Here is a 17,692-nt window from a genome sequence, read left to right on the forward strand (position 1 = left end):
GCGCACACTTTTTAATTAGAACAGAATGAAATGATGTCTCTATCATCATTATTTAGATAGTGGACGTTCAAGCGTTAACAATTCATCATCTAATGAAGAGAATTGGTTTAACACCGCTGCATGAGCATCTTGTATCCCCACATTATAAAAATGAACGGCAATCGATTCTTTGATGAAATCCAAAACACGTTCTGCGGCGAACTCGGATAATTCTTCATCGCGCTCTTCTAGGAAAAAATCTTGAATGGACTGAATAATTTGTTGGTGCTGTTCTTTGTTAAACCGATCAAACATGACGACACTTCCTTTTGCTTTAATAATGTCTAACCTAAAAAAACTATACGGGAGGTCGTCTTGAAATCACAGACTATACTTTGGCAAAGAAAAATGTACACGCCTTTGATTAAAGAGTTTCTTTCAATTTTTGCAACATCCCATACCAGCCTTGGGACATGAAATTACGAACTTGACCTTGTGGTTGCTTTACCTTCGGGACAAGATCATTCGCATTTTTCCAACCGCTATGATTCACCGTAAAGATTGTAAGGTCATTCATTGTACTTAAAGAAAAAGTTACAATCCATCCATCCTCATCCCAACGGAATGACAATTCTTTCTCTGGCAGTACGCTGAGTACTGTACAAGGAGATGGACCAAAATGGGATTGAAGATGAAACTCATATCCTGGACGTGCAATGAGATCATTCGGCATAAACCATTGTGATAGAGAACGAGCGGTCGAGATTCGATCCCAGACCTCTTCAATAGGAGCTTCAATGGAGACCGAATGATTGATGTCTTCTACAGCTTGATTCATGATATATTACCACCTAATCATTTTTTATTGATTTCATAAAGTAAAGTTGGATAAGAAAAAAAGATACATGTATGAAAAATACGACATGCGAAAAAGATCTGACAAAGAAATCAGTTCCAATCACAAGCATTCCCGTCGTTATCACGGTCTAAGTCATGAGGATCGTTGGCAGGACCTCCGGCAGCCAGATAAAAATCTTGAGCAGCCTGTGCGCTTGAAAAATCACCACAATCTCGATCTGCGCCATTCGGATCGTATTCTAACTCTGTTGCGACTTCTTCTTCTACATATTCTTCTTCAGGGATTTCCTCGTACTCCTCGTCAGCAAGGTTTTCCGATTCTTCCATCAAAGTTTCAATACTTGCTAAGGATGACTGGAGTTCATCCACTTTCTCTTCGGCCGCGATTCGTTTTGTCTCTTCTTCTTTCAATTCACTTTCAAGGGCAGAACGTTTGTCTGCTTCCTCTTGATAACTTTCAACCGCTTGTAGGCGTAGTTCTTCCTTGCGTGTTAACTCCTCTTTCAACTTTTTTATTTCTTGTTGCTGTTCTTTAAGCTTACGTTCTGTGTTTTGCAAAGATGCTTTCAATTCCGTCGCTTCTTTTTTAAATGCAATTATCGTTTTCGAGTCTTGTGAAGAAGACTTGATTTCTGCCTTTTGCGTCTCTGTTCCTTTCACCATATAGATAGAAATTGCAAAAGCGATGAAAACACCTAGCCAAACAACAACCACGGGATATTTGACAGGACTGCGAAGTCTTGGTTTGAAGTAGAAATATAGACCTAAAATAGTGATAAATAGACCAATGATACTCCAAAAGGTGATGGTAAACAGTAAAAGGTATACAATCGCAATCACGACAAGTAAGATTCCTTTTCTAACCTGCATAAGTTTGCCTCCTTTTTAATGAAATGTATACGTTACATTTATTTTACAGCTTAGTAAGAAAAAAACTACTCCAATAAGAATGATTTCAATATTAATTTGTTCCTTGAATTAAAGATATTTTTGTGGAAAAGCTAGGTGGAATTTTTTATTTAATAGTGAATAAGGTTTCTCAAAATCTTTTTATGAAAACGGCCAAGATTTAATTTTTAAAAACATAATACTTATCTAGCGAAATGACTAAAGTGATGTAAATAGAATAGAGCTATTCTTTTCTTAACGAGAAGAATAGCTCTATTGCATATCATTAATTTTTAATTATGTTTTAAAAGGTAGTTAGTTGAGACAGCTATTAAGCTGACGTTTAGTAATCCTACTAATAAACAAAATCTTTGAACAGTATTTATTTCAATTAGTTTAGCAATCCAATACGCTGAATCCTCATTCGAAAATTCTATTTTTGAATCGAGCAAATAGGTTCCAAGGGATGGAGAAAGCAATTGAATTAATATAATGACTCCTAAAATAATCAGGTTAGAAATTAAAATGGTTTTAGCATTTTTCATATTAAGTTAGTCATCTCCAGTGGTTTAATATAGATTTTTTATTTTGAGTACTAAGTAAAAAAAATAAGAATCACTATCTGTTCTAAAAACGACTAGAGTTCCTGATCAAACACAGTAGAAGGGATTGAGCGTTATATTTTAGTACACCACAAAAGAAAATGTGATGGAAACGCTGAATTTAAATATTGAATTACGACTTGGGTTCTTGCTCTAAAAGAGCAAGTGAGAACTCTAACAATCGGAAACGATTGAACCCCTTTATTTACTTATCCTTAAAAAGTAGAGTTTTTTCTCAGGACCTTAATTTTAATTTCCATGTTAATCAAACTAATGATCGTCAATATGATTATCGTATTTGTCACCTGACTTGATAGCTCTAAGAATGATGAAAAAACAATCAGAACTATTGATAAAAGAAAAAACCTAACCATATTTTTTCTATTCGAAAGTTGTTTGTTCATTAAGCGCCTCCATAACCGAAGTAATCCTAACTTTAATTGTAAAAATATCAAGTATATTTCTCATGACTAATAGAGAGTAGGAATAAAAGTAAATTCTAAGATTGGTGTAGCGAATGATGTTTTTAGCTTAGCAAGTTACTTGAAGTTTCAATAAATATCTTTAATCGTAAACTTTGATTTAGTGAAAGTATCATTTTTAATGATCTATATAATTGAACTTATTCTCTCTTTGAGAAAATTCACTCAGATGTAATGTATTTTCCTACTTTTTTATTAGTTATTTGTACTCCATCTTTGTAACCGACAACTTCAAAATGATTTGATCCAGTTTGATGAATTTCATACTCATTATTAGGTTCATCTTTAAACGTAACTTTGGCAAAGTATTCAGCTGTTTTAGAGTCTCGTCGAATTTCTTTTTTCTGAACTTGTCTTTCATAGTTATGTTCTTTGAGATAGAAGTTGATGTTCTTTGTAGTCTCTTGTTTTTTATCGTAATAAAAGCTCTTATAGGCTGATGCCCCTATGATAACAATCCCTACAATCATAAGAATAGAAACGAACAAATATGCCTTTTTCATAATGATGCCCCCTCAAATCAATATAAGATTCTAAGTATTAATGCTAACATTAATATCCCGTTTGATGCATCAGTTACATTATAAAGATTATTTAATAGTACGTTTCAATGGAGGTAAAACCATATTCAATTATCATTACAAGTTGTAAGAAGTCAGGGAAAGTATTCTATAAAGCGAAATCTATCGTTCAATTGTAAGTTGGTAATATCCTTTTTGAATTCGGGGAAATTTCAATAAAAGAGTGTTACATTAATTATTGTTATATATATATTGATTGGGGGTATTTCTTTGCGAAAAATCGGCTTTCTTTTTCTATTAGCTAGCTCTTCAAAGCTTTGGTTATCTATATACCTAACTGATTTTTATATGCTTAAGAAGTTAGATGTATATGGTAGTATTGGAGAAAATGGATTTTCAGCAGTTCCAAATCTTGTTTTGTGGATCATTGGGTTAGAGTTCGTGATTGGGATATTGTTGATGATCTCAGGTGAAAAATTATTTACTATGAAGAGAAAATAGACGACGGATATTTAATAAAAAGTCATCGCTTCCTTATGGATTTGATGACTTTTTCTGCAATTACACGCAAAATGACGATTTTTCTAATAAAAACTTTATACATTTCAACTTGAGATAAAGTAGATAGAAGGATAGTTGTATAAACCATGGATTTTTTTATAGAACGTCATTTTGTATCTTTTTATTTAGTGTTATTTCTTAAACCTATTTGTTTTTCTATTACTGATACATAACTTATCAAAAAATTGTTTGCAGTAAAGTGATTCGAATATTCCACGGTATCTCTATTTTTCTCAAATCCTTGAATGACTCCATTCAAGGATTTTTTTATTTTTGATGCTGACACTCCGTTCATGAAGAATCTAAATCACTATGAATAACAGAAAGTGAATCATAGCCAATCTTCTAACAATAAAAAAAGAGTAATAAAAAAACATTGACTTCTCACTGTACTGACCATATCATACAGTTATAAAGTGTATTAGTGTTTTAATACAACATTCATTAAGAGAGGTGATGTTATTGCATTTTGATCAACGTACCCCGATTTATCTACAAGTACTTTATTGGTTTAAAAAACGTATTGTTATGGGCGAATTCAAAAGAGGGGAAAGTATCCCTTCGCGTCGCGCACTGGCAAATGAGCTTAAAATTCATCCGAATACCGCGCAAAAAGTATATAAGGAACTGGAAGATCAACGGTTGATTACAACTGACCGTAACGTACCGAGTAAGGTGACGCTGGATCAATCCATCATTGATCGAGTGCGAATAGAGCTTCTTGAAAATGCAGTGAAGCAATTCGTAGAGTCGATATATGCAATCCAGATTCCATTAGAAGAGGTCATCATTAATTTTGAAAAAGAATACAACATTCGAAAAAGGAGTGAGCTAGATGCTTGAAGTCCGTGGATTACGAAAGTCATATGGTCCAAAAAAAAATGTCCTGAACGATGTATCGTTCACTGTTCCATTAAATCAACTTACCTGTCTTATTGGATTGAATGGGGAAGGCAAATCCACCATTTTGAAAGCCATCATGGGCTTAGTCCCAGTAGATGCTGGAACAATCAAAGTGGATGGGAAAACGACCCACGATAGCATCGCTTTCGTTCCGGATCTTTCTACGATGCCTGGGTATATGAGCGTCGGAGAAGCCGTCGCCTATATGCGCGACTATTATCCGGATTGGGATCAACAAGTAGCAGAGGAGCTGATGGGGTTCTTTAAACTGATGGCGACAGACCGCATCGCCAATTTATCGAAAGGGAATAAAGCAAAGGTTAATCTGTTGATTGGATTTGCGATGAATCGACCTTACTTACTGCTCGATGAACCGTTGGCTGGGATTGATTTATTTACGAAAGAACAAATTGCGTGGATCTTCTCTAGTCACTATATGGAAGGGAAGGGCATCTTGATGACGACTCATGAGATTGCAGAAGTGGAACATCTCATCGACCGCGTTATTTTTCTTCAGAACGGGACCATCATACAGGAAGATGACTCGGAAGAGATGCGTGAGCTTTACGGGAAATCAGTACAGGATCGAATGAGGGAGGTCTATCAGACATGAAGAAATTCTTTATGCTATCAAACGAGGAAATCAAGCGAAGCTTCAAACTATACCTTTCGATATTGACGATGTTAGTGATTGTTGAACTCACATCGGTCGTATATCAGGTTCTTCATTATCAATCCAAGCTGGAGGATTTGATGAAAAAAGAGCGACTTACGGAAATGGAAGCCGTTGATCAATTGAATGGACCGTTGACGTTTGGCGATGCGACCAACTACTTCAAGTACATGATTGCAATCGGTATCATGTTCACGATTCTATATGCTTTTCAGATTTGGTACCGCGATTGGTATGGCGAGTCCAAGTACATCTACCGTTTATTGATGCTACCGGGTAAACGCATCACAATCCTCTTATCCAAACTGACAACAGTATTAGTATTTGTATGTGGTTTCATGGGCATCCAGTGGATCACGATTCTTTTAAGTCGTCGACTCTACGAATGGTTACTCCCGGAACATTTACAAGCTGCATCAAAAATCATCGGGGAGTCAGCTGCGTTGAACATGCTCTATACCTTCAATGTGATCGATACATTCGTCATTCTAGCGCTCGCACTCTTCGTCATCACGATGGTCTTCTTGTTCGTTTTGACAGAACGGTCCTATCAAAAAGGGAAAGCTTTGCTGACGATCGCAAAGGATGTAGCGCTCTTAATCGTACCATTCATTGCATTACGTTACTTATTTGATCTGACTAGCATTCTGATCCCGAATCAACAAGTATTCGTCTATCTTTCCTTTATCCTCATCTATTTTGCGTATATAAGTTGGAAATGTGTTCGACTACTGAACCATAAAGTATCTATTTAATCATTAGAAGGAGGAAGTCATGAGACGATATAAAGAACTGATCATCGTAGGAGGCATTGCTGGCGTCACCTTACTCAGTTATTTTGGTTACGCCGTAAGCATTAAAGGATCGGATTATGAAGTCGAGAGTATACGAAAAGAAAATGCAGAAGCTCTTAAAAAAGTAAACATCGAGATTGAAAATGGAGACATCAAGCCTACTCAATACAATATCCAATTGGACGGTCAAATCCATAGTGAGTCGCAGAACTATATCACAGGGTTGTTCAATAGCTACGCTGCAGACTTCCCTGCTGATTTCTATCGCTTTCTTTCTAAGGAAGACGTATTTACTAGTGAAATGGGCTCGCGGACATACGGAATTGAAGTAAAGGCATCTCAGTTGAACTATCATTCTTATGACAAAAGTACACAGAAACAATTTAAAAAGACGCTTTCTCATCGTTTAACGGTACCGGATCGTGAAATGGCTGACATCCGTGTCTTCCATCAAGACGGCATGAACGTATACGTCCAACGGGATGATCATGGAGCAAAGGAAAAATCGACGGTGTTATTACTCAACCTTGCAAAAGGAAAAGTGGAGACGCTTCAATCCAAGCAACTCAAGACTAATCAAGAGCGTCATTATGTGGCAGTGAACGACTATGGAATTGTCTATCGTGAAATCGCATATGATGCGGAAGGGGTAGAAAAAGATAGCGCTTATTATCTAGATAACGGCAAAGGTATCAAACGAATCAAAGCACTTGATGCGTATGCAGCGGAAGGGAACTTTAATGCTGATGAAAATAGCCAATCACTGATCGCTTACGGTACGTTTGATTCAGAAAAAAGTAAAAGCATCAAATGGAGTACCTATGACTTTAAGACGAATCAAGTCAAGCAACATCAAGTGGAAGGGCAGCATGCTTACCGCTTCAATGGCTCCTATACAATGATTGCGCAGGGAAAGCTATACCATATCGCTAATATCAATGATTCGGATTTCCAAGTCACGGTAGTCGATACGAAAAGTGAATCGATTTCGTATCAAGGAATCATCAAAGATAAAAATGCTAAAAAGAATCGTTTGGTACAGGATGTCACTGTATCGGAGTAATCTTGATAGACGCATAGGTTCATCTCGTTCACTTGATTCTTAGAGTACTCGAAATGAATTTATCTGTTAGAGTCATTGACAGGGGTTTTCAAGACCACTACAGTGAAAGTAACTTAAATAGAATCACTAGGGGTGTTGTTAAACTGAGATGAGTAGCTACTCAAACCCTTTGAACCTGAACTAGGTCGTACTAGCGTAGGGAAGTGTAAACTCTGATGAACAAGCGGAGACGATGATGTCGCTCTTTGCTATGTGATTATTTAGACGTGCGCAACTTTCCTTTTGGAGAGTTGCGTTTTTTTATTTACTACTTCGCTATTTAAGTTGCAGAAATGGATGAGGGAGTGGACAAGAATGAGCAGAACAGTTTTAGTGACGGGCAGTAGCCGAGGACTTGGGGCGACGATTGCAAGGGTGTTAGTGAACAATGGATTTAAAGTGGTGATTAATTACTATAAAAGCAAAGAGGCGGCAGAAAACCTTGTGATCGAACTGGGAGCAGAGAATGCACTTGTCTTGTATGCAGATGTCACGAAGCGGGAAGATGTTGAGAGCATGATGCAATCCGCAACAGCACATTATGGTCAAATCGATGTTGTCGTCAATAATGCATTAGTAGATTTTAAATTTGATCCGGTTGCTCAAAAATCGTTCATCGATTTAGAGTGGGAAGATTATCAAAAGCAACTGGATGGAACGCTAAAAGCGGCTTTTTACACCATCCAAAGTGTCCTGCCGCAATTTATGGAACGACATAGCGGTAGTATCATCAGCATTGGAACAAACCTTTATCAAAACCCAGTTGTTCCTTATCATGAATACACAACAGCAAAAGCAGGCTTAATAGGATTTACTCGCAATTTGGCCGCGGAACTAGGTCAATATGGCATAAACGTGAATGTCGTCTCCGGTGGATTGTTGAAAGTAACAGATGCGAGTGCTGTGACAACCCCTGAAGTATTTGACTTAATTGCCCAATCGACCCCATTGAAAAGAGTGACAAGTCCAGAAGAAGTAGCGCAAATGGTCGCCTTCTTGGCATCAGAAGCAGCATCCGGGATTACGGGTCAAAACGTAACGGTCGATGGTGGTCTAACGATGAACTAAGGCAGACGTCTAAAGAGATTCACAGCGATGAAAGAAGGGAGTCATGAAAGGAAGATGACGAACAGGAATCAGTTAAATATTGGCGTTTTGTTATATGGATGTGGTCATCACCAAGCCGCATGGTTGATGCCTGATTCTGCAATTGAAGAAATCGGAGAGAGTCGCTATTATCAGCGTTTGGCTCAAATAGCGGAAGGCGGATGTTTGGATGCGGTATTTTTTGCTGACAATCAATCCTTTCCGGCTACCAATGCGACGGATTTACCTGCCTTTTGGTTGGATCCTTTAATTAATCTGACGGCTATTTCTCAAGTGACGAATCATATAGGATTAGTCTCTACGATATCGAGCACGTTCTCCAATCCATATACAACAGCCAGGCAACTCCTAAGTCTCGATCATGTGACGAAAGGACGAGTAGGCTGGAACTTAGTGACTTCGATGACAGATTGGGAAGCGTTAAACCACGGGATGGAGACACTACCTCCAAGGGAAGAACGATACAACAAGGCGGAAGAATTTGCGAGTTTGATGGAAAAGCTATTTTTATCGTGGGACCAAGCAGCTTTTCTCTCAAATCGATCAAATAACCAATTGATTGATCCTGAACGGATTCAAGCTACCGATCATGCTGGAGCGTATTTCAGCGTAAAAGGTCCCTTGTCTACGCCACGTAGTCCCCAAGGAAAGCCAGTAGCGATGCAAGCGGGGGCTTCTGAACAAGGGATTGCCCTTGCAGCAAAACATGCGGATGCTGTCTATTCTGTGTCATGGAATTTTAAACAAGCCCATGCTTTTCGTGAAAAACTCCATAAGCAAATTACACAGACTGAATCACCCAATCGGAAGATTAAGATATACCCAGGCTTAGTAACGTATGTTGGTAAAACAAGAGAAGAGGCACTAGCCAAAAAAGCCGAACTAGATGAAAAATTACCGGTTGTCAATGCATTAAAACAATTGAGTTTCTTTTTGCAACAGGACTGCTCCACATGGGATCTCGAAGCAAAGATTCCGATCTTACCATCAATTGAAGATTTTTCAGGTCCCATTGGACGCTATCAAACGATTCTAGAGATTATCGAAGATACGGATCCGACGCTCAAAGAACTGTTAGGCTATTTAGCAGCCGGAGGAGGGCACCTTACATTGATTGGTACTCCGGAAGAAATTGTGGATCAGATGGAAACTTGGTTTAACGAAGGAGTGGCGGATGGCTTCAACTTAATGCCACCGTCACTACCATCAAGTTTAGAAGATTTTGTAGACATGATCATTCCTGAGTTACAAAAAAGAGGATTGTTTAAAGTGTCCTATCAAAGTACTACATTTAGAGAGCATCTAGGTTTAATTGATTAAATTAGATGAAAAGTTTAGTTAAATTCCGAAAAGATTTCGAAGAAAGCCTTAAAGATCAAATATGAATCGGCGTGACTTACGATTTACGAACTTTAAGATTTAGATGAAAGAAACGATACAAATCTTAGTGTTGCAAAATCTCGAATGGGAAGCTCAGCATCCAGAGGAAATTGAATTATATCGTGAAATCTCAGAGACGCGATTATCGAGCTGTAAAAATATAATCACACTGATTTAAATGTTAAAAAGCGACATTTGTAATATGATAATTACAATTTTTAAAATTAAAATGCTATATTTTTCTTATACTAATTAAAGGGGGGGGTTGTTTGGCTGGTACTTTTGATTCTTTGAATTCAATTTTTTACTTGTTAGTTTTTCTGGTTTTATTAAATGTAATCTTCTTGGTTATTCCATCTAAAATTTCGTCTTTTGTATACATATCATTTAATACAGTAGTCCTCGCCGTCATTTCAATCATGTTGTTTTTCAAAGCGGGTTCTTTAACTGACGATCTAAATAAAGATGGATCAAGCGTGCCATTTTATTTAACTATTATCATTGGAATTCTTGTTATTATTGCAATTCCATTAGGTCTTAAAAACAAAAAGTGAAGAACTCTTAAGTTCTTCGCTCAGATTGTAGACAAACCCTCATTTCGTGATCGGAATGAGGGTTTGTTGTATGTACTCCCCATTAAAACGTATTGAAGACATGGATTCCCAAAGGAATCCCAGGACCAATTCGCAAGCTTTTTGAGGTTCAAGGCAATGAAAGTAAGCATCGCTTGGAGCGTCGTTTTTTTCAGCCCTCGATAGCGGCTCCAACGCATGCCATGCTTCTCTTTGGTGTCTGTGAATACACGTTCAATTGTTTCCTGACGCTTTCGATACAACTCACGATTCACAACTGTATGTCTGAGGTGCTCCACTTCATCCATCGCCTCTTTCCAGAGATGGCGATGGATGACTTTTCTGTGGTCGCGACACTGTGTACATTGGGAGAAATCAATGAAGAAGCCATCTTTATCGATGGTACGAAGCTAGAGGCGAATGCGAACCGATATACTTTTGTTTGGCGGAAATCGATCGAACGTCATAGTACGTCTCTCGTGGACAAATCGAACCGTATCTATGACAACCTCGTCGAACAAGACATCCTGCCGGAAATTGAACGTGAAAGCCCGGACGAGCTCACCCTCTCAGAACTCGAACACATGGGTGAAGCTGTAGACGCACATATCGCCTCCATCAACCAAAAAATCGAGGCGAGTAAGGACATCCAAGAAAGAAAACGCCTACGTTCTGAACGGAAGGAACCACGTCTCCTTCGAAAGGAGATTACAGATTTCATCGAGCGGAAACAGAGATATGCCATCCAAAAGAGGACGCTCGCTGGACGGAATAGCTATTCGAAAACGGACACGGACGCGACGTTCATGCGAATGAAAAAAGATCACATGCAAAATGGACAACTCAAGCCAGGCTATAACGTTCAAATCGCAACCGAAGGACAATACACACTCGCTTATGATATTTATCCAAACCCGACGGATACCCGGACGTTACTCCCTTTCTTAGATAAGGTCAGCTCATATTTACCACTACCACCACATATCGTTGCGGATGCCGGCTATGGGAGTCAGGAGAATTATCAGGATATTCTGATGCGCCGTGGGCGCATTCCACTCATCCCTTACACGATGTTCTAAAAAGAAAAGTCGCGAAAATGGCGCAATGATCCATTTAACACAGCAAACTGGCCTTATGATGAAAGGTCGGATCGTTTTGTGTGCCCTAATGGACAAAACGTAACGTTCCGTTACATGTCCAAGAGAACAGATCGGTACGGATTCACGCGTGATTTCAAGGTGTATGAAAGCGAAGGGTGTGATGGCTGCCCGTTTCGCTCCCGTTGTACCAAGGCCAAAGAGGGTCGTCACCGATAGGTACACATAAACACTTCATGGGAAGAACAAAAAGAACAGATGAAAAAATGGCTTTCAGATCAAAAAACAGGATCCCTCTATGCGAAGCGGAAGATAGACATGGAACCAGTTTTTGGATATCTGAAGGCTAATTTGAGTTTCACTCGCTTTTCTGTGAGAGGAAAAGCGAAGGTGAAGCGTGAGCTCGGCTTTATCCTCATGGCCGTAAATTTAAGAAAATGGCTCATCCAAAGCGTTGCCCGAAGGGCAGCTTGACGAGAGACAACGAAAAAAGAAGGAATTGCACATCCTGAGTGATGACAATTCCTTCTTTTTGTTAAATTCAGCTAGTTATGTCCCAGCCTCGTTTTTATGTCAAAAAGAACTAGAACATCTAATAGTCAACATGAATTTTTATCGGATTTGGAGCGAAATTACTTCTATTTAACTGAATTTTCGGATTCTATTGTCGACATTCGAGAACAATATCCGCTGTTGCCGTTAGAAGAAACACTTGTCATTGCCGATGAATTAGGAATTAAACATCCAAATGATCCGAAAACTGGTGAACCAATTGTCATGACAACTGATTTTTTATTAACAGTAGATAAAGGTGAAGGTAGCGTAGAGCTTGCCAGAACAATAAAAATGAAAGATGAACTTTTAAAAGAACGGGTTCTTGAGAAGTTTGAAATTGAGCGTGTTTATTGGAAAAAAAGAGGTGTGGACTGGGGTATTGTGACGGAATTAGAAATACTTAAAACACTGGCACGAAATATTAGTTATATACATGACTATTATGATATTCAACAATATGATGCATACCAAAATATTAGTCCACAATCTATTGAAGATTTAGGAATTGAATTATTGAAGAGAGTATTAGATACGGATAAAAGTATTCGATAAATCACAAATTTGTTTGATAAAGAAGTGCACTTGTCTTTAGGCAGCGGAATGACATTATTTTATCATTTGTTAGCTCAAAAAATCGTTCAAATAGATATGTTAAAACCACTAAATATAGAAGAAACTATGGTTATTCAAACCATTGACGAAAGTAAATTAAAGCAGGTGAAATACGGATGATTTATATTAATCAAGTGTTGCAATCTGTGAAGGACTCAAAACGAATACCTATTGTTGAAATCAAAGAATCCTATGTGTATATCGTTAATGTGGATGCTATTACATCAATGCCTAAGAAAGAGCTATTCACATCGTTTTTAACAGACGTAGAACAAAGAGAATGGATTATTATTACGGATCCATTTGCATGTGTAATTGAAGATGAAGACTTAACAGATATTCAAATTCAGAAACGAGATTTAGATTGGGATATTGTTCAAAAATATTGTTTAAAACATATGAATGATTTGCTTCAGAAGAATGGTAGAGAAATAAAAATTAAGGAGATAGCTCAGGAATTAGATGTCACACCTACAAAAGTAAAAAAACTCCTCAGTCGTTATTGGCAGCGTGGGATGAATAAGAATGCAATGTTACCTGATTATGCAAAATCCGGTGGTAGAGGCAAAACTAAAAAGTTAAGTAATGATAAGGTTGGTCGTCCACGTAGAATAGCTATAAGTGGAGAACAGCGAAGCGGGATCAACATCACAGACGAGATTAAAATCCAATTTGAGCATGCGATTAATAAATACTATCGCAGAGATAATAACTATTCTTTAAAAGATGTATATCATTTTATTTTGAGAGATTTTTATTCTACACGATACAAAGAAAATGGTGAGATACAGTATCGTATATGGGAACCCAATTTGATTCCTTCATATAATCAATTTTATTATTGGTTTAAAAAATTAGAAGATCCTAAAAAAGATATAACATTTCGTAAGAGTGCGAAAGAATATGAGTTAAAGCATCGCCCTATTTTAAGTAATTCTAAAGTTGAAACAAATGGACCAGGTACAAGGTTTCAAGTTGATGCAACGATTGCAGACATTTATTTAGTGAGTTCTTTTGATGCAAATCGAATTATTGGTAGACCGGTTATTTATGCAATTATTGATGTTTATCCGCGCATGGTTACGGGGCTGTATGTCGGACTTGAAGGACCTTCGTGGCTAGGTGCTATGATGGCTTTAGATAATATGGTGGCTAATAAGACTGATTTTTGTAAACAATACGGAGTAGATATTACAGAAGAACAGTGGCCTACACATCATTTACCAGAAGTGATTATTGCTGACCGAGGAGAATTCGAAGGTTATTCTGTTGCGGGGCTCATTAATAATTTAAATATTAAAATTGAAAATACGACTGCTTATAGAGGAGATTTAAAAGGGATTGTTGAGCGTAAATTCCGCACGATTAATGGGAAAGTTAAGCAAAAGGCTCCGGGTGCTATTCAAAAAGAGTATAGAGAACGAGGAGATCGAGATTACAGATTAGATGCCACGTTAAATTTAAAAGAATTTACAGCATTAGTTATTACAATGATACTCCATCATAATCATAAAATTATTGATAAATATCTAATGGAAAAAGAGATGATTACAGATGAAATTGTGCCAACACCTATTAATTTATGGACATGGGGTGTACAAAATCGTAAAGGACGTTTAAGGACAATAGACAGAGCGATTTTACGGTTGAATGTGCTGCCAAGAGGTAAAGCCACTATATCTAGAACAGGTATTAAATTTAAAAATTTATTATATGGTTCAAAACAAGCAATCGAAGAACAATGGTATGCCAAGTTGAAAAATAAAAGCATTGATATTGTCTATGATCCACGACATTTAGATAAAATCTATATTCCAAATGATGATGGTATGGATTTTGAAACATGTATATTGTTGGAGCCGAGTCAGCAATATAAAGAAGATTTTTTAGAAGAAGAGAACCGCTCGAAGCAAGTACAACTAACTATTAACGCTGATACAATGATGGATCAAATTATAAAATCAGCTGTCAAAAGGAAAAACCAAGTTACGCACCAACCTATAAGTAAAAAAGAGAAGATTGAAGCTATACGTGATAATAAAAAATTTGAAAAAGAAGCGAATAGAAATAAAGAAAAGTTTGATTTAACCCCTACAGTAGCTGAACATTCACCAGAAATTATATATTTTGAATCAGGAACAAAGTTAGAAGAACACCCACCTAAAAAATCGTCGTCACGTCTTATGGAAAAATTGAAGAAGAAACGAGATGAGCAGCTTGGAAAAGATGACTAATGTAGTTTTAAAAGGCAACTTTGAAGAAGCTGAGTATAAAGAGCAACTGCTGTCGGAGTACAGTGAAAATCCCTTCATTGAGGCGCTCCCACCTATTTTGAGTGAAGATGATGTGATGGATCGATTTATGGTGACACCACGAATCACAAATCAAGATAAGCAGAGTGCGACAAACATTCGCTATCATGTGATTAAACGTATAAAAAATTTTATTCAGCCATTACCTATTCATTTCGAAGTAGAACGTCGATTATCTACGTTGATTCGTAGAGGTTACTTAGCCAGAAACCCTTTAGATAAAACATTTTTGGAACGTATTCGAGTTTTACACCAATTACGAAAAGATGAAGAAGATGCTCATAAATATATAGATGAACGCTTAAATTACATTCGTTCGACAGCAGATAGCTTATCTATTATCGGGATTTCAGGTATCGGAGAAACAACAGCAATTGAACGCTTATTGTTAATGTATCCACAAGTAATTAAGCATGAGAAGTATGAAGAACAACCATTTAAACGTACACAAATTGTCTGGATGAAAATTGATTGTCCGTATGACGGCAGCCTTTCCACACTATGTAAAAGCTTTTTATATCAATTAGTATGGCTATTAGGTAATCAGGATCTAAGAAAAACGTTTGAAAATATTGCCTATACATTTTTAAATACAGGTGAATTGAAGTTTGAGTGGTTATTCCGACAACCAATTTCAATTAAAGCGGTTGTAAAACTCACTTCATTACGATGCGTGAATTAAAATCATCTACTGAAGAAAGGGAAAAGATAATAGATGAAACGGTAGAAGGTACAACAGAGGATTTTGAATTAATTGAAATGAATAAACAAGTTCATAAATACACTGAATCGCCAAGTATTGTAAAGGTTCAAGATAAATCAACAAAGCAACGAACATATGAAGATGAAAGCACGAAACGATATACATTTAAAGATTCAGGAATTCGTTCAGCCTCAGATACAGGTGGTAATCGTCTAGCGAGAGGGATTGAACATCAATCTTTGCAGCAAGTCCAGGCAGAAAGAGAATTGGGTGAATTTGTACATGTTCTTCAGGAATTAGAGGATTATAAAGAAGTAAGGTCCATTAATATACAATTAGGTTCGCTACTAACCCCCGAGGAAAATAGAAAGTTTAGTTATTTATAGGATGGCGTAACAGCACGCCAATATGCAGTAGCGACAGTTAGTTTATTTAATGAAAAAGAATTTAAAATCTTAGAAATAGAAAGAGAAAATCGCGCACTTTCTATGCTGATTTTTTCTTCTACCAAATCATTTAATTGGAATCAGTTGATTGAAGGTTTGTTATTAAATCTAGTGAATAATAGTGGGACATGGGTGAAAGAATCGCTTGAAAGTTTAGAACGAAACAATGTAATCATACAAAAAGCAAAACATAGTAAAAAGGGATATAAACATAGGGCGAAGTTGTTGGTTAATAAAATGATGTAATATGCAATCTTGTTATTTGAAATAACTAACCTTTATTATTAATTAAATGTGGGACTTACCCCTGTCAAGTAGATAGCTATAAAAAGACTAAGTAGCCATCTGGTGTCGATATTCTATCGGTGCTAGGTGATTGAGTCGTTTTTGGAAATGTTGGAGCAAAAGAGTCAAATGTAGAGGTTCAGAGAGGGGGTTTTGATAAATTAATTTAAAATCTATTATGATATAATAAAATTAATTAAAACTTCATTTTGAGAATTAATACGTGCTTGATTAAAAGAGCTTCGGAAGGAAGGTAGCTGTGCAAAATAATAGGTCAAACGAAAATCGACTATCATTATTTGGAAATGAAATAAATAGAAGTTTAAAATCTGCAGATATATCTGAAAATAGTATACGTGAAAAAATGCCAGAGATTTTAGATATATTATTAATCGATCGAACTTTAACGACGGAAAAAACTATAAAAAATATTATTTGGGCTAACGAAAATTATGTGAATAGGGAACGTGAAATTTATGGACCAACTGCACAAATAAAACCTGAATTAGTGACTGGGAGAAATGGTCAATTAATTATGCCCCGTGTTTTAAAAACTCAAAAACTTCAAAAAGAGAGAACAAAATCGAGTGCGGAAGTATTCACACCTATTTGGATTGTAAAAAAACAAAATGATCTAGTAGATAAAGAATATTTAGAAGACGATTTAGAAACATATGTAAAACGTACATGGCTTGAGATAACATGTGGAGAAGGCCCATATATGGCAACTCGTTATGATACTGTTACAGGTGAATCGATATCTCTAAATAAACGGGTGGGCTTTGTCGATCGAAAATTAACAAGAATTAATACTAAGATTGCTGATAAAGCTGAATGGCAACGTTTAGTTGAATTAGCTTATCAAGCAAGTTACGGTTTTGAGTGGAATGGTGACTCGTTATTGTTGGCTCGAGAAAATCTTTTATACACATATCGAGATTATTATGTTGAAAAGTGGCAACAAGAACCTTTATATGAGGAATTTAAGAAAATTGCTGTGATTATAAGTTACAATGTTTTTCAAATGGATGGGATAGCGAAAAAACAGGGTGTTCCAATGAAAAATTCTGGATTGTATTATATTTTACCATTGTCAGAAAAAAGAGAAAAATCAAAAGAAGTTCAAATGAGCTTTGATTTTATATTCGAAGAAGTTAATGAAGAAGTGGAAGATTTTAAAATTATTCCAGGTAAAAGAGTAAAAATAATGAATTGGGAAACAAATAAAATGGAGTATTTTGATAAAGGGGCTATTTGACT

General features: G+C 36.7%; 17 protein-coding genes, 3 pseudogenes and 1 riboswitch. Of the genes and pseudogenes, 15 read left to right on the plus strand and 5 right to left on the minus strand.

Going from position 1 to position 17,692, the window contains the following annotated elements; all coding sequences use genetic code 11:
- Nucleotides 1-48: 48 nt before the first annotated feature.
- From ACV3PA_RS17015 to ACV3PA_RS17030, 4 genes are all read right to left on the minus strand, one after another.
- The gene (locus tag ACV3PA_RS17015) at nt 49-294 is read right to left on the minus strand and encodes a DUF2164 family protein (RefSeq protein ID WP_055966353.1); all 246 of its coding nucleotides are present in this window, start codon (nt 292-294) and stop codon (nt 49-51) included.
- A 109-nt stretch (nt 295-403) separates the two neighbouring features.
- Nucleotides 404-817 carry an SRPBCC family protein gene (locus tag ACV3PA_RS17020; RefSeq protein ID WP_456126014.1) on the minus strand — a complete coding sequence of 138 codons (414 nt, stop codon included), beginning with the start codon at nt 815-817 and terminating at the stop codon, nt 404-406.
- Nucleotides 818-927: 110 nt separating this feature from the next.
- A complete protein-coding gene (locus tag ACV3PA_RS17025; RefSeq protein ID WP_456126015.1) occupies nt 928-1,707 on the minus strand; it encodes a hypothetical protein in 780 nt (259 codons plus the stop codon).
- Between the two features lie 1,263 nt (nt 1,708-2,970).
- The gene (locus ACV3PA_RS17030) at nt 2,971-3,312 is read right to left on the minus strand and encodes a DUF3139 domain-containing protein (protein WP_456126016.1); all 342 of its coding nucleotides are present in this window, start codon (nt 3,310-3,312) and stop codon (nt 2,971-2,973) included.
- Nucleotides 3,313-4,347: 1,035 nt separating this feature from the next.
- Here ACV3PA_RS17030 and ACV3PA_RS17035 point away from each other — a divergent pair.
- From ACV3PA_RS17035 to ACV3PA_RS17065, 7 genes are all read left to right on the plus strand, one after another.
- On the plus strand, nt 4,348-4,734 hold the full coding sequence (locus ACV3PA_RS17035) for a GntR family transcriptional regulator (RefSeq protein WP_456126017.1): 387 nt from the start codon (nt 4,348-4,350) through the stop codon (nt 4,732-4,734).
- Nucleotides 4,727-5,407 carry an ABC transporter ATP-binding protein gene (locus ACV3PA_RS17040; protein ID WP_456126018.1) on the plus strand — a complete coding sequence of 227 codons (681 nt, stop codon included), beginning with the start codon at nt 4,727-4,729 and terminating at the stop codon, nt 5,405-5,407. Before ACV3PA_RS17035 ends, ACV3PA_RS17040 begins: the two co-directional genes overlap by 8 nt.
- Nucleotides 5,404-6,222 (plus strand): hypothetical protein, encoded by an 819-nt coding sequence (locus tag ACV3PA_RS17045; RefSeq protein ID WP_456126019.1) that lies wholly within the window; start codon nt 5,404-5,406, stop codon nt 6,220-6,222. The genes ACV3PA_RS17040 and ACV3PA_RS17045 overlap by 4 nt, the downstream gene beginning before the upstream one ends.
- Nucleotides 6,223-6,241: 19 nt before the next feature.
- The gene (locus ACV3PA_RS17050) at nt 6,242-7,324 is read left to right on the plus strand and encodes a hypothetical protein (protein WP_456126020.1); all 1,083 of its coding nucleotides are present in this window, start codon (nt 6,242-6,244) and stop codon (nt 7,322-7,324) included.
- A 118-nt stretch (nt 7,325-7,442) separates the two neighbouring features.
- A riboswitch (TPP riboswitch) is annotated at nt 7,443-7,543 on the plus strand.
- 135 nt (nt 7,544-7,678) lie between these two features.
- Complete coding sequence (locus ACV3PA_RS17055) at nt 7,679-8,431, plus strand: 3-oxoacyl-ACP reductase (RefSeq protein ID WP_456126021.1); 753 nt, start codon at nt 7,679-7,681, stop codon at nt 8,429-8,431.
- 54 nt (nt 8,432-8,485) lie between these two features.
- On the plus strand, nt 8,486-9,790 hold the full coding sequence (locus ACV3PA_RS17060) for an LLM class flavin-dependent oxidoreductase (RefSeq protein WP_456126136.1): 1,305 nt from the start codon (nt 8,486-8,488) through the stop codon (nt 9,788-9,790).
- Nucleotides 9,791-10,119: 329 nt separating this feature from the next.
- Entirely contained in the window at nt 10,120-10,404 is a 285-nt protein-coding gene (locus ACV3PA_RS17065) for a hypothetical protein (RefSeq protein WP_456126022.1), read from the plus strand.
- A gap of 20 nt (nt 10,405-10,424) precedes the next feature.
- Here the strand turns inward: ACV3PA_RS17065 and ACV3PA_RS17070 are convergent.
- Nucleotides 10,425-10,793: pseudogene (locus ACV3PA_RS17070) on the minus strand (transposase); the annotation flags it as partial.
- A gap of 3 nt (nt 10,794-10,796) precedes the next feature.
- On the opposite strand from ACV3PA_RS17070, the pseudogene ACV3PA_RS17075 reads away from it, so the two are divergent.
- The 8 genes and pseudogenes from ACV3PA_RS17075 to ACV3PA_RS17110 form a co-directional block, all read left to right on the plus strand.
- Nucleotides 10,797-11,993, plus strand: a pseudogene (locus ACV3PA_RS17075) (IS1182 family transposase); the annotation flags it as partial.
- Nucleotides 11,994-12,212: 219 nt separating this feature from the next.
- Entirely contained in the window at nt 12,213-12,626 is a 414-nt protein-coding gene (locus tag ACV3PA_RS17080) for a TnsA endonuclease N-terminal domain-containing protein (protein WP_456126023.1), read from the plus strand.
- Between the two features lie 24 nt (nt 12,627-12,650).
- Entirely contained in the window at nt 12,651-12,806 is a 156-nt protein-coding gene (locus ACV3PA_RS17085; protein ID WP_456126137.1) for a hypothetical protein, read from the plus strand.
- The gene (locus tag ACV3PA_RS17090; protein ID WP_456126024.1) at nt 12,803-14,920 is read left to right on the plus strand and encodes a Mu transposase C-terminal domain-containing protein; all 2,118 of its coding nucleotides are present in this window, start codon (nt 12,803-12,805) and stop codon (nt 14,918-14,920) included. Before ACV3PA_RS17085 ends, ACV3PA_RS17090 begins: the two co-directional genes overlap by 4 nt.
- Nucleotides 14,895-15,590: pseudogene (locus ACV3PA_RS17095) on the plus strand (ATP-binding protein); the annotation flags it as partial. The gene ACV3PA_RS17090 and the pseudogene ACV3PA_RS17095, both read left to right, overlap by 26 nt.
- 77 nt (nt 15,591-15,667) lie before the next feature.
- Entirely contained in the window at nt 15,668-16,087 is a 420-nt protein-coding gene (locus ACV3PA_RS17100) for a hypothetical protein (RefSeq protein ID WP_456126025.1), read from the plus strand.
- Nucleotides 16,088-16,153: 66 nt separating this feature from the next.
- On the plus strand, nt 16,154-16,393 hold the full coding sequence (locus tag ACV3PA_RS17105; protein WP_456126138.1) for a Tn7-like element transposition protein TnsE: 240 nt from the start codon (nt 16,154-16,156) through the stop codon (nt 16,391-16,393).
- A gap of 403 nt (nt 16,394-16,796) precedes the next feature.
- Nucleotides 16,797-17,690 carry a restriction endonuclease gene (locus ACV3PA_RS17110; RefSeq protein WP_456126139.1) on the plus strand — a complete coding sequence of 298 codons (894 nt, stop codon included), beginning with the start codon at nt 16,797-16,799 and terminating at the stop codon, nt 17,688-17,690.
- Nucleotides 17,691-17,692 lie beyond the last annotated feature (2 nt).

Source organism: Exiguobacterium sp. EA-TM-5 (assembly GCF_053878415.1).

Bases quoted from the DNA above. Each gene is read 5' to 3' on its own strand.
- ACV3PA_RS17040 (WP_456126018.1), top strand. From the start codon at position 4,727: ATGCTTGAAGTCCGTGGATTACGAAAGTCATATGGTCCAAAAAAAAAT.
- ACV3PA_RS17060 (WP_456126136.1), top strand. From the start codon at position 8,486: ATGACGAACAGGAATCAGTTAAATATTGGCGTTTTGTTATATGGATGT.
- ACV3PA_RS17025 (WP_456126015.1), bottom strand. From the start codon at position 1,707: ATGCAGGTTAGAAAAGGAATCTTACTTGTCGTGATTGCGATTGTATAC.
- ACV3PA_RS17110 (WP_456126139.1), top strand. From the start codon at position 16,797: ATGCCAGAGATTTTAGATATATTATTAATCGATCGAACTTTAACGACG.
- ACV3PA_RS17020 (WP_456126014.1), bottom strand. From the start codon at position 817: ATGAATCAAGCTGTAGAAGACATCAATCATTCGGTCTCCATTGAAGCT.
- ACV3PA_RS17050 (WP_456126020.1), top strand. From the start codon at position 6,242: ATGAGACGATATAAAGAACTGATCATCGTAGGAGGCATTGCTGGCGTC.
- ACV3PA_RS17055 (WP_456126021.1), top strand. From the start codon at position 7,679: ATGAGCAGAACAGTTTTAGTGACGGGCAGTAGCCGAGGACTTGGGGCG.
- ACV3PA_RS17100 (WP_456126025.1), top strand. From the start codon at position 15,668: ATGCGTGAATTAAAATCATCTACTGAAGAAAGGGAAAAGATAATAGAT.
- ACV3PA_RS17015 (WP_055966353.1), bottom strand. From the start codon at position 294: ATGTTTGATCGGTTTAACAAAGAACAGCACCAACAAATTATTCAGTCC.
- ACV3PA_RS17045 (WP_456126019.1), top strand. From the start codon at position 5,404: ATGAAGAAATTCTTTATGCTATCAAACGAGGAAATCAAGCGAAGCTTC.
- ACV3PA_RS17035 (WP_456126017.1), top strand. From the start codon at position 4,348: ATGTTATTGCATTTTGATCAACGTACCCCGATTTATCTACAAGTACTT.
- ACV3PA_RS17090 (WP_456126024.1), top strand. From the start codon at position 12,803: ATGATTTATATTAATCAAGTGTTGCAATCTGTGAAGGACTCAAAACGA.
- ACV3PA_RS17030 (WP_456126016.1), bottom strand. From the start codon at position 3,312: ATGAAAAAGGCATATTTGTTCGTTTCTATTCTTATGATTGTAGGGATT.